This window comes from Paraburkholderia sp. RAU2J, from assembly GCF_003634845.1.
GTDB lineage: Bacteria > Pseudomonadota > Gammaproteobacteria > Burkholderiales > Burkholderiaceae > Paraburkholderia > Paraburkholderia fynbosensis.
The window spans coordinates 2,893,804-2,905,713 of the sequence record NZ_RBXG01000001.1 but is presented as its reverse complement, the minus strand read 5'-3'; the positions used below and the strand labels follow the sequence as shown (position 1 = coordinate 2,905,713).

Below are 11,910 nucleotides of genomic sequence, written 5' to 3'. Positions count from 1 at the left end.
CGATTTACACTACGCTCGTACCTAAGATCTCCGCAGTATGCCGCGCGAAGCTGCACAGGCGTTTCGCGCCAACGTGAAAAAATTTTAACGTAAGCCCCAGCGCATGCGAATCCTGCTGATCGAAGACGATATGCGCGCCAGCCAGTTCCTGGCGCGTGGCCTGAGCGAGAGCGGTCTGATTGTCGACTCGGTGGACGACGGCGCGACCGGGCTCGCCTATGCGCGTGAGGGCATCTACGACGTGATTGTGACTGATCGGCGCTTGCCGGCGCTCGACGGCCTGGCTCTCGTCCAGCAGTTGCGCGCCGGCGGGGACACGACGCCGGTGCTGATGCTGTCGGCGGTCGGCGGCCTGAACGAACGCGTGGAGGCGATTCGCGCAGGTTGCGACGACTATCTCGTGAAGCCGTATGCGTTCGTCGAAGCGCTGGCCAGAATCGAGGCGCTCGCGCGGCGCGCCGATCGCAGCAGGATGAGCGAGCGGCTTGAATGCGCGGATCTGGTACTCGACACGCGGGCGCGGACCGCAAACCGCGGCGGTCGTGATCTGCGCCTGCAGCACCGCGAATTCCTTTTGCTCGAATGTTTGGTGCGCCGCGAGGGGCAGGTCGTGACGCGCAGCATGCTGCTCGAGGCCGCGTGGAATTACGATTTCGAGCCGCGCGGCAACATCATCGATATGCACATGCATCGTCTGCGGGCGAAGGTGGACCGCGACTTCCCGCGGGCGCTGATTCATACGGTGGTCGGCGCGGGATACGTGTTGAACCCGGCGCCCTGACACGCAGAAAGCCTTGTAAGCCCCGGCTCAGGCGCGCCGACGCGGCATGTTGCGCCGCATTAAATTTTTTGCCTCTTTTGAAAGCCGAGTGGGTGATTTGGCGGGTCAGGGGCAGGCGTAAGCCCGGCGTAGCGAACCCTTGAGGCGCCCTGAATCGGCAAGCTGGTGCATGGGCTGGTTGCGGCAGAATGCGGCAACCAGCCCATGCGAGACGAAGCGAACATGACGAATCAACTCTTTGAAGCCGCCTTGGGAATCAAGGCCCCGTGGTACGTGCAAGGCGTCGACTTCGACACGGCCAAACGGCAGCTCACGATTGCCGTGGACTTTGTCGCTGGCAGCCGGTTCGCCTACCCCGAGGTCGCCGGTGAGCACCCAGTGCATGACACGCAAATCAAGCGACTGCGCCACCTGAATTTCTTCCAGCACGAGTGCTATCTGGAGGTGCGCGTACCGCGAGTGCGCTTGCCGGATGGCGCGGTACGGCTGGTCGAGCCGGATTGGGTCGGCCAACTCGACGGCTTTACGTTGCTGTTCGAAGCGCTGGTGCTGATGCTGGCGCAGCAGATGCCGTTTGCCGCTGTGGCGCGCATCCTCAATCTGTCGTGGCACCGGGTGCACGCCATCTGTTCGCGCTTTGTGGAACTCGCGCTCGCGTCTGCGAACCTCTCGGACGTGAGCACGGTCGCCATTGACGAGACCTCGTACCGGCGCGGCCACGAGTATCTGACACTGGTCGCCGATATGCGGGCGCGTCGCGTCGTGTTCGTCACGCCCGGCCGGGACGCGAAGACGATTGAGGGCTTTGCGGCGTGCCTTAGCCAGCACTACGGCACGCCCGAGCAAGTCACCTCCGTGAGCATCGACATGTCGCCCGCGTTTATCAAGGGCGTGGGCGAACATCTGCCCAACGCGCGAGTGACGTTCGACAAGTTTCACGTCGTCGCCCACGCGTCCAAGGCGCTTGATACGGTGCGCCGCCAACAACAGAAAGCCGACCCGGAACTCAAAGGGATGCGCTGGACGCTGCTCAAGGACGCCAACAAACTGAATCTTGCGCAATTGACCGACCTCGAGGCTCTTGTCAGGCAGTACGCCACCAAGCGCACCACCCGCGCATGGCTGTATCGCGAGCAGCTGCGAGAGATTCTCGAACGCAAGCAAATCCATGTCGTCTCCGAGATGTTGCGGCAGTGGTGCACCAATGTCATGCGCTCAAAAGTCGAGCCGATGAAGGAGGTCGCGCGCCTGATTCGTCGGCACTTCGACGGCATCGTCGCCTGGACTCAGACCCGCCAGACCAACGGCTTCATCGAAGCAATCAACGGCTTGTTTCAAGCGGCCAAGCGAAAAGCTCGCGGCTACACGCGCTTCGCGACGATGCGCACGGTCCTCTTTCTCGTTGCTGGCAAGCTCGATTTCTCCGGCTTCAACCCGCATGCCTTGTGAGCCCCGTTACCCACTGCATTTTCAAAAGAGCCTTTTTTATTCACCATCAAATAGTTATATTTATCATTCGAGTCCTCTCCTGAAAACAGAAAATATTTAGCCTAATAAATAGGAGTCCTATGTAGCCACAAAAATTTTTCACGTACGCCGAAATTTGGTTTAGTCGCCGAGCGTCAACATGGCGATCCGAATGCAAACGGGTACATTCTTGAGCACATAGAAGTTCGAGCTTAAGAGATGTACTCACGAGTCTTGACTGGCCGCGGCGACGCTAGGACGCTCGCCTTTGGATTCGTACCAATCCAGCCGTCCAGCATATCTGCCCACGCCTGGAGCATCGCCCTCCTCCGCTCTGCATACTCCGCCTTGTTGTAGACCGCACGCACGCCACGCTGTTCGTGAGCGAGGCATTTCTCGATCCAGTCGGTGTTGAACCCTGCTTCGTGCAACAGCGTGCTGGCCGTCCGACGCAGATCGTGCACCGTGAAAGGATCAAAATCTGCCCCGCCGTCGCGTATCAGCTTGACCGTGCTGTCAATGACGCGGTTCAGAGTCGCCGCACTTATTGGCGAGGCCGTCTCATAGCGGCCGGGATGCACGTACGAACTCGCTCCGAAGCACGTCTTGAATGCGACCAGAATGTCCAGAGCCTGTTGGCTCAGATAGACAATGTGGGGACGACCGGCCTTCACCGTTCCTTCGGAATTGTCCAGACTGCGGCGTCGAAATCTATCTCACCCCACATCGCCAGAATGAACTCGGACTTGCGCACCAGCGTGAGCAGCATGAATCTGATAGCAAGACGCAGCGTAGGCATCGTCGGCGTCTGCTCCAATGCACTGAAAAACACGTGGATTTCAGCAGGCGACAGTGCCCGATCGCGCGGCTTGAAGCTGGCGATGGCAGATGGGCGGATGGCCTCCGCAGGATTGTCCACCTTTAGTCCCCGCGCCTGCACGAAACGGTAGACCTGCAGAACGATGTCGCGCGCCTGCACGGCAGGGGCCGCGGCGCCCCTCTCCTTGATCTTCTCGCAGCGCGCCATCAGTCGTGCGGGCGTGATCTCTTCCAACTTCAGCCGGCCAAATTCCGACGCGAGATTCCGGTCATATACCGATTTGCGCATCGCTCGCGTGGAGTCGGCAAGAGCAGTCTCCACAAAGTATTTCTCCGCCCACTTACCAAACGTTCGCGCCTCGGTCGCCTCGACCCGTTTCTCGACTTTCGCACGTGAAGGACTCTCTCCGCGTTGGATTGCTCCGTAGGCTTGGTCGCGTAGAAGCCGGGCTTCCGGGAGGCTAATAGCCATTCCGAATCCGAGTTCGTCTGGCTTGCGTGGCTTCCGTGCGGAATGTGACGGATCGTGCCGGCCGATTACCAGGGTTTCGCGGCGACCGTTCACCCGGTAGTCGTACCGGAAGCTCACCGCGCCTGAAGGCGTCACTGCCGCATATAGCCCCCGCTGATCGGCAACCTTGTAGATATTCTTGGCCGGCTTCAGCGCTCGCAACTGCATATCTGTGAGCATAGGGACTCCTCGAACGTATACCGTCAACCGATACCGTCGGACTGATTGACGGTATCGGACAAGGCCGTCCGAGGAAGAAACGTCTGTACCGTCACCGATACCGACATTTCCACCAGGCATTGCCCGGATAACAGCAGAACACACCGGACAATAACCTCATGTTTTTAAACGGAAAAACATGGAAAACCGGACCTCCCGGAACGACTTGGGAGCAGTCTAAATCATTCCCACTCGATCGTCGCCGGCGGCTTCCCCGAGATGTCGTACACCACCCGGTTGATCCCGCGCACTTCGTTGATGATCCGGTTCGACACATGCCCCAGCAACTCGTGCGGCAGATGCGCCCAATGCGCGGTCATGAAGTCCAGCGTCTGCACGGCACGCAGCGCAACGACGTACTCATAGGTCCGGCCGTCACCCATCACGCCGACGCTCTTCACCGGCAGGAACACCGCGAACGCCTGGCTCGTCAGGTCGTACCATGACTTGCCGGTTTCCTTGTCGATGAACGTACGCAGCGTCTCGATGAAAATCGCGTCCGCGCGACGCAGCAGGTCCGCGAAATCGCGCCGTACTTCGCCGAGAATCCGCACGCCCAGACCCGGGCCCGGGAACGGATGGCGATAGACCATCGCCGGCGGCAAACCGAGCTTCACGCCAAGTTCGCGCACTTCGTCCTTGAACAGTTCGCGCAACGGTTCGAGCAGCTTCAGATTCAGCGTCTCCGGCAGGCCGCCCACGTTGTGGTGGCTCTTGATGGTCTGCGCACCCTTCTTGCCCTTGCCGGCCGATTCGATTACGTCCGGATAGATCGTGCCTTGCGCCAGCCACTTCGCATCGGTCAGCTTGCCGGCTTCGGTCTGGAACACCTCGACGAACTCCGCGCCGATGATCTTGCGCTTCGCTTCCGGATCGGTCACGCCGGCGAGCTTGCGCAGGAACACGTCGCTTGCGTCGACGTGAATCACCTTCACGCCGAGGTGATCGGCGAAGGTTGCCATCACCTGCTCGGCTTCGTTCAGGCGCAGCAGGCCGTGATCGACGAACACGCAGGTGAGTTGGTCGCCGATCGCGCGATGCAGCAGCGCTGCCGCCACCGACGAGTCCACGCCGCCCGACAGCCCCAGGATCACGTGCTCGTTACCGACCTGCTCGCGAATCTTCGCGACGGCTTCGTCGACATAGTTGCCCATTTCCCAGTCGGCCCGCGCGCCGCAGATCTGCAGCACGAAGCGTTCGAGCATCGCGCGGCCCTGCACGGTGTGCGTGACTTCCGGATGCCATTGCAGGCCGTAGAAGCGGCGCTGTTCGTCGGCCATTGCCGCGATCGGGCAAGATTCCGTCGACGCCATCAGCGCGAAGCCCGGCGGCATTTCGAGCACCTTGTCGCCGTGGCTCATCCAGACCTTCAGCATGCCGTGGCCTTCCGGCGTGGTGAAGTCGCTGATGCCTTCGAGCAGGCTCGTATGGTTGCGCGCGCGCACTTCGGCATAACCGAATTCGCGCAGATGGCCGATGTCGACCTTGCCGCCCAGCTGCTCGGCCATCGCCTGCATGCCGTAGCAGATGCCGAGCACCGGCACGCCGAGTTCGAACACCGCTTGCGGCACGCGCGGCGTATCCGTTTCGGTGACCGAGCTCGGGCCGCCGGAGAGGATCACGCCCTTCGGCGCGAAGTCGCGAATGAACGACGCATCGACGTCGTACGGGTGAATTTCCGAATACACGTTGGCTTCGCGAACGCGACGTGCAATCAGTTGGGTGACTTGCGAACCGAAGTCGAGGATCAGGATCTTGTCATGCATGGCAGCGGACGGAGTCAAAAGTGAGCAAATACGGAATGCCGCGCACGAGGCACGGCGTTGAATTCAAAGCGGTCCGCGTGGGAACGATCGAGCATGAAACATAACGATGAAGCGTACTGGCGTATGCACCGTCGCAGCCATCTGCGTGCGGCGCGCGCGGATGAACGCGCGAACGGAATCCGGTAGCTTCGGCGGACGGCGTGACGCCGAGCGCGTCAACCATGAAGCGGCGGCCGGGGTCCGCCAGGGGCATCGGCGGCGGCGTTGCGGGCGTCTTCGCGCGCGGCCCGGGCAGCGCGTTCGGACTCCGTGAGGCCGGCTTCGCCCGTCACCGGATGCACCGGCGTCGTCGAAGCGGAACTCACGGGATTCACCGGGCTATCCGGATTGACCGGCCGTGTGACCGGCATGACGGGTTCGACGACCGGCTCGGCGCGATAGACCGGAAAGCCCGCGGTGACGCGAGGCTCGCGCTCCAGTTCACGGCGTTTTGCGGCTTCTTTTGCCGCCTCGGCCTCGGCTTGCTGCGCAGCGCGCTTTTCAGCACGGCTGGAAGCGCCTTTGACCACAATGCCCTTCTCGCGCCGGCGCACCGCACCCGACAAACGCACCCCACCGAGACCGACCACCACCAGCACCACGCCCGCCAGCACCGCGACGATCTGCCCGAAGCCGGTGAGCGCCGGTGTATGCAAACCAAGCAGCCAGACCAGCATCAGTACACCGGTCAGCCAGTTCACATGACCGACGACCTTGGCGACCGCGGAGGTCAGCGCCCCGTCGAACGATGCGTGCAAGGCCAGCCACGCGAGCCCGATCAGCGCCACGCCAAACCCCTGGCCGACCAGCGCCGGCTGCGGTTGCACCAACTGCAGCGCGTCGTACAACGAAGTCCAGGGTGTCAGCAGAAACAACAGGCCGAACGCAAGCAACAACAAGGCATCGAGGATGAGTACAACGCGCAGCAGTGGCTTCATTGGCGTTTAGTCCACGTGGTAGTTGGGCGCTTCCTTGGTGATCTGCACATCATGCACGTGCGATTCGCGCAGGCCCGCGCCGGTGATCTGCACGAACTCGGCCTTGTCGTTCATCTCCGAGATCGTGCGGCAGCCGCAGTAGCCCATGCTCGCGCGCACGCCGCCGATCAGCTGGAACAGGATCGCATTGACCGAGCCCTTGTAGGCGACGCGGCCTTCGATACCTTCCGGCACCAGCTTGTCGATGTTCGCGGAGTTGTCCTGGAAGTAGCGGTCCGCCGCGCCGTCCTTCATCGCGCCGACCGAACCCATGCCGCGGTACGACTTGTACTGTCGGCCCTGATACAGGAACACGTCGCCCGGCGCTTCTTCGGTGCCGGCGAACATGCTGCCCATCATCACGGCGTTGGCGCCCGCTGCGAGTGCCTTGCTGACGTCGCCCGAGAAGCGCACGCCGCCGTCGGCGATGACCGGCACGCCGGTGCCCTTGAGCGCTTCGGACACGTTGGAGATCGCGGTGACCTGCGGCACGCCCACGCCGGCGACGATCCGCGTGGTGCAGATCGAGCCCGGGCCGATACCGACCTTCACACCGTCCGCGCCGTACTCGACGAGCGCCTTGGCGGCCGCCGCGGTGGCGATGTTGCCGCCGATCACTTCGACGTGCGGGAAGTTCTGCTTGACCCACTTGACCCGCTCGAGCACGCCCTTGCTGTGACCGTGCGCGGTATCGACGACGATCACGTCGACGCCCGCCTGCACCAGCAGTTCGACGCGCTCTTCGTTGTCCTCGCCGACGCCGACCGCCGCGCCCGCGCGCAGCTTGCCGTGCTCGTCCTTACAGGCGTCCGGGTGTTCGGTCTGCTTGGTGATGTCCTTGACGGTCATCAGGCCGCGCAGTTCGAACGCGTCGTTGATCACCAGCACGCGCTCGAGGCGGTGGCTGTGCATCAGCGCCTTCGCTTCGGCGAGCGGCGTGCCTTCCTTGACCGTGACGAGGCGCTCGCGCGGCGTCATGATGGTGCGCACCGGCTCATCCAGACGCTCTTCGAAGCGCAGGTCGCGGTTCGTGACGATGCCGATCAGCTGCGCGCCTTCGACGACCGGAAAGCCCGAAATGCCATGCTGTTGCGACAGCGCGATCACGTCGCGCACTTTCATCTGCGGCGGCACCGTGATCGGATCACGCACGACGCCCGACTCGAAACGCTTCACCTTGGCGACTTCACGCGCCTGCTCGGCCGGCGTGAGGTTCTTGTGGATGATGCCCACGCCGCCCATTTGCGCCATTGCGATCGCGAGGCGAGCTTCAGTGACGGTGTCCATGGCGGCGGACACGAGCGGCATATTCAGGGAGATGTTGCGGGTCAGCCGGGTCTTGAGGCTGGTGTCGCGCGGCAAAACATCGGAGAAAGCCGGGACGAGGAGCACGTCATCGAACGTGAGTGCTGTTTGGATCAGACGCATGGCAAATCCTATAGGCGCAAAAGCGAATTATACGCGATACCTCCCCGGTTTTCACTGCACGAACAGCAGCTTAGCGAATTTCGGGCGATTTTTTTCGTGACTTCGGGCCTGTCGATTTCGCTTCACCGTTCGCGCCGGGTTCGATCGGGTTTCGTTTGCGCGTTCGAGGGCGGCGGGACACGCGGGTGGCCTGGCCGGGGAGGTTTTCACGTGGCGCAGTGCGATGGCAGCGTGCGCCGCCCGCCCCGCCGAAGCCCTGCAACCCCGCGGAAAACGACGGCTCGGCGCACCGAAACCGCCCAAAAACCGCCCGAATGCAGAATCGAACAAGACGCGCAGCCCGGCGAACGGCTATCCTGCGGGCCATTCCAGTTTTCTTGCAGGGGCAGTCGATGCAGCGCGGTGTGGCATATGGGGTAATGGCCGGGGCCTTATGGGGCATGGTGTTTCTGGTGCCGCGCGTGCTGCCCGACTTTTCGCCGCTGCTGCTGAGCGCGGGGCGCTACACGATGTACGGCATCGTCTCGCTGGCCGCCGCGCTGCCGATGGCGCGCTCACTCGTCAAACGGCTGACCCGGGCGGATCTCGGTGCGCTGGTGAAACTGGCGCTGGCCGGCAATCTCGTCTATTACCTGCTGCTGACGGCGGCCGTGCATCTGATCGGCATCGCACCCGCGTCGCTGATCGTCGGCGTGCTACCGGTCACGGTCACACTGCTCGGGCGGCGCGATCACGGCGCCGTGCCGCTCGCCCGCCTCGCGTGGCCGCTGGCGGTGGTGATGGCGGGCATCGTCTGCATCAACATCGACGTGTTCACGGTGGCCGACAGCACGCCGGTGAGCGTCGCCACGAAGCTGCTCGGGGTCGCCTGCGCGGTGGGCGCACTGGGCTGCTGGACGTGGTTCGCGGTCGAAAACGCCCGCTATCTGCAGCGCCAGACGCATTTCAGCGGCAATGAATGGTCCGTGCTGTGGGGCGTGGTGACGGGCGCGCTCGGCGCGGCGCTATGGCTCGTGATCGCGGTGCTGCCGTCGGGCGGCCCGCAAGGCGAACTGGCCGACGCGCGCTGGCACACGTTCTGGATGCTGAATCTCGGCCTCGCGATCGGCGCGTCGTGGCTCGGCAACGGGCTGTGGAATGCCGCGTCGAAGCGGTTGCCGTTGACGCTGTCCGGCCAGATGATCGTATTCGAGACGCTTTTCGCACTGCTCTACGCGTTCATTTACGACCAGCGCCTGCCGCGTCCGTTGGAACTGGCGGCGATCCTGCTGCTGGTGGCGGGGGTGTGCTGGTCGGTGCGCCAGCATGCGGACGATGATACGTCGGGGCTCGCGCCCATCAAGAAGAAGGCGCAGGTTTCGGCGCCTTGAGGGCGGCCCAACGGTTCGCAACGTTTTGGCGCGAACCCGCCGCCCCGCTTCAACGCGCGGCCGCGCGCCGCCTAGCGCGAATCCCGATTCTGCCAACGGCGCCCTTCGATCGACCCTGCCTTGCGGGTCTTCTCGACGCGGCGTTGGCGCGACAGCTTCGGATCGACCAGCAGCGGACGATAGATCTCGACCCGGTCATGATCGGCGAGCACCGTGTCGAGCGGCTTGAGCTTGCCGAACACACCCACCTTCTGCGTATTCAGATCGATGCCCGGAAAGCGCTGCAGGATGCCGCTCGCGTCGAGCGCCTGTTGCAGCGTGGCGCCCTCGGGCAGGTCCACAGCGATCAGCGCCTGCCCGTCGGGCGACGCGTAGCAGACTTCGATCGACAGGCGCGCGCTCATGCCTTGCCGTAGCGCTGGTCGGCGCGCTTCACGAATGACTCGACGAACGTGTTGGCGATGTGATTGAACACCGGCCCGATGATCTTCTCGAGAATGACGTTGGTGAATTCGTAGTGCAGCGCGAATTCGATCTTGCAGGCATCCGCGCGCAGCGGCGTGAAACGCCAGAAACCGGTGAACCTGCGAAACGGGCCGTCCGCGAACTCCATATCGATGCGCGTTGGCCGCTCCATGCTGTTGCGTGTGGCAAAGTGCTGCTTGATGCCCTTGAAGTTGATGTCGATCTTCGCCTCCATGCTGGTTTCGTCCCGGTGGCGGACTTCGACACCCCCGCACCAGGGCAGGAAGTTGGGGTAATCGGCGACGTCGGTAACGAGGTCGAACATCTGTTCCGCCGAGTGACGGATCAACACAGTTTTCTGGACATCTGCCATAAATTGAACAGCGCGTGGCAAGGGTGGACAAGCGGGTTGAAAAGCGCCGCGGGCTTTCCTTGCCCCGCTTTGCTAAAATCGTGATTTTAAACGAGTTGGGCACTTTCCATTCATGAGCATCATCGACAACAGAAAAGCTTTCTACGACTACTCGGTCGAAGAACGCTATGAAGCAGGGCTCGTGCTCGAAGGATGGGAGGTCAAGGCGCTGCGCGCCGGGCGCGGCCAGATCAAGGAAGGTTACGTCGTTATCAAGAATAACGAACTGTTCCTGATCGGCACGCACATCAGCCCGCTGCCCGAAGCCTCGACCCATATCAACCCCGACCCGGTCCGCACGCGCAAGCTGCTGCTGCATAGCGAGGAGATCAGCAAACTGATCGGCAAGGTCGAGCAGCGCGGCTACACGCTCGTGCCGCTGAACTTCCACTACAAGGGCGGCCGCGTCAAATGCGAGATCGGCCTCGCCAAGGGCAAGAAGCAGCACGACAAGCGCGAAACCGAGAAGAAGCGCGATTGGGAACGCGAGAAGGCGCGATTGATGCGCTCGCCGAGCTGATCGAAGACACGTTCCGAGTCCCACCACACCGCAAGCGCTCGGCACTCAATGAAAAATGGCCCGCACGATCTGCGGGCCATCTGTTTTTCGCGGCGGACAAATCCGCGCACCGCCTGGCTCACCGCGCCTCGGTCACGCCCTTGTCCTTGCCTTTGCTCACGATCGTCAAGGCCGACGCGATCATCGAACTCATATCCGCGAGATTGCCCGGCACGATCAGCGCGGTGCCCTGCTTCGCCAGATTGCCGAACGCGTTCACGTACTGTTCGGCCACCTTCAGATTCACCGCTTCCATGCCGCCGTTCGACTGGATCGCGGCCGCGATCTTCTGGATCGCCTGCGAGTTGGCCTCGGCCACCGCCAGAATCGCCGACGCCTGGCCCTGCGCCTGGTTGATCGCCGCCTGCCGTTCGCCTTCGGACTTCTGGATCGCCGCTTCACGGCCTCCGGACGCGATATTGATCTGCTCCTGCTTGCGCCCTTCGGACGCCGCGATCAGCGCGCGCTTCTCGCGCTCGGCGGTGATCTGCGCCTGCATCGCGTGCAGGATCTCCTTGGGCGGCGTCAGGTCCTTGATCTCGTAGCGCAGCACCTTCACGCCCCAGTTCGAGGCCGCCTCATCGAGCGAGGATACGATGCTGTGGTTGATGAAATCGCGCTCCTCGAAAGTCTTGTCGAGCTCCAGCTTGCCGATCACCGAGCGCAGCGTAGTCTGCGACAGCTGCGTGATCGCGAACACGAAGTTGCTCGATCCGTACGACGCCTTCATCGGATCAGTGACCTGGAAGTACAGCACGCCGTCCACCTGCAACTGCGTGTTGTCGCGCGTGATACAGACCTGGCTCGGCACTTCGAGCGGAATTTCCTTGAGGATGTGCTTGTACGCGATCCGGTCGACGAACGGAAAAGCGAAGCTCAAGCCCGGCGTCAGCGTACTGTGATAACGGCCGAGACGCTCCAGCACCCACGCGTGCTGCTGGGGCACGATCTTGATGGTCTGTGCCGCGAGCACGATCACGATAATCAGCAGCACGGCCCCGACGATGGTTGAATCCATATTGGCTCTCCCGCCCCTCTGGTTTGAATAGTTGCGCGTGTTTGACTCAAGCCCGGATGCACGCGCAGAGCGCAAGCGT

10 protein-coding genes and 1 pseudogene are annotated in these 11,910 nt (G+C 62.6%); 4 read left to right on the top strand and 7 right to left on the bottom strand.

Annotation, left to right across the window (positions count from 1 at the left end):
• Nucleotides 1–103: 103 nt before the first annotated feature.
• Both B0G69_RS13265 and B0G69_RS13260 read left to right on the top strand, forming a co-directional pair.
• The gene (locus B0G69_RS13265; protein ID WP_121317587.1) at nucleotides 104–781 is read left to right on the top strand and encodes a response regulator transcription factor; all 678 of its coding nucleotides are present in this window, start codon (nucleotides 104–106) and stop codon (nucleotides 779–781) included.
• Nucleotides 782–1,003: 222 nt separating this feature from the next.
• The gene (locus tag B0G69_RS13260; protein ID WP_121319374.1) at nucleotides 1,004–2,230 is read left to right on the top strand and encodes an ISL3 family transposase; all 1,227 of its coding nucleotides are present in this window, start codon (nucleotides 1,004–1,006) and stop codon (nucleotides 2,228–2,230) included.
• Between the two features lie 230 nt (nucleotides 2,231–2,460).
• Here B0G69_RS13260 and B0G69_RS13255 read toward each other — a convergent pair.
• The 4 genes and pseudogenes from B0G69_RS13255 to guaB all read right to left on the bottom strand — a co-directional run bounded on the left by B0G69_RS13255 (nucleotide 2,461) and on the right by guaB (nucleotide 8,007).
• A pseudogene (locus B0G69_RS13255) lies at nucleotides 2,461–3,758 on the bottom strand (tyrosine-type recombinase/integrase).
• A 221-nt stretch (nucleotides 3,759–3,979) separates the two neighbouring features.
• Entirely contained in the window at nucleotides 3,980–5,563 is a 1,584-nt protein-coding gene (gene guaA, locus B0G69_RS13250; protein ID WP_121317585.1) for a glutamine-hydrolyzing GMP synthase, read from the bottom strand.
• Nucleotides 5,564–5,778: 215 nt separating this feature from the next.
• Nucleotides 5,779–6,540, bottom strand: a complete 762-nt coding sequence (locus B0G69_RS13240) for a hypothetical protein (RefSeq protein ID WP_121317581.1) — start codon at nucleotides 6,538–6,540, stop codon at nucleotides 5,779–5,781.
• Nucleotides 6,541–6,546: 6 nt separating this feature from the next.
• Nucleotides 6,547–8,007 carry an IMP dehydrogenase gene (gene guaB / locus B0G69_RS13235; RefSeq protein WP_121317579.1) on the bottom strand — a complete coding sequence of 487 codons (1,461 nt, stop codon included), beginning with the start codon at nucleotides 8,005–8,007 and terminating at the stop codon, nucleotides 6,547–6,549.
• A 392-nt stretch (nucleotides 8,008–8,399) separates the two neighbouring features.
• Between guaB and B0G69_RS13230 the strand changes: the two genes are divergently transcribed.
• Complete coding sequence (locus B0G69_RS13230; RefSeq protein ID WP_121317577.1) at nucleotides 8,400–9,377, top strand: DMT family transporter; 978 nt, start codon at nucleotides 8,400–8,402, stop codon at nucleotides 9,375–9,377.
• A 71-nt stretch (nucleotides 9,378–9,448) separates the two neighbouring features.
• Here B0G69_RS13230 and B0G69_RS13225 read toward each other — a convergent pair whose 3' ends face one another.
• The gene (locus B0G69_RS13225; RefSeq protein WP_121317575.1) at nucleotides 9,449–9,781 is read right to left on the bottom strand and encodes an RnfH family protein; all 333 of its coding nucleotides are present in this window, start codon (nucleotides 9,779–9,781) and stop codon (nucleotides 9,449–9,451) included.
• On the bottom strand, nucleotides 9,778–10,215 hold the full coding sequence (locus tag B0G69_RS13220) for a type II toxin-antitoxin system RatA family toxin (protein ID WP_121317573.1): 438 nt from the start codon (nucleotides 10,213–10,215) through the stop codon (nucleotides 9,778–9,780). Before B0G69_RS13220 ends, B0G69_RS13225 begins: the two co-directional genes overlap by 4 nt.
• Before the next feature lie 112 nt (nucleotides 10,216–10,327).
• Between B0G69_RS13220 and smpB the strand changes: the two genes are divergently transcribed.
• Nucleotides 10,328–10,774, top strand: coding sequence for an SsrA-binding protein SmpB (smpB, locus tag B0G69_RS13215; protein ID WP_042323149.1), 447 nt, complete (start codon nucleotides 10,328–10,330; stop codon nucleotides 10,772–10,774).
• 118 nt (nucleotides 10,775–10,892) lie between these two features.
• Here the strand turns inward: smpB and B0G69_RS13210 are convergent, their stop codons facing one another.
• Nucleotides 10,893–11,831 carry an SPFH domain-containing protein gene (locus tag B0G69_RS13210; protein WP_121317571.1) on the bottom strand — a complete coding sequence of 313 codons (939 nt, stop codon included), beginning with the start codon at nucleotides 11,829–11,831 and terminating at the stop codon, nucleotides 10,893–10,895.
• Nucleotides 11,832–11,910: the final 79 nt, after the last annotated feature.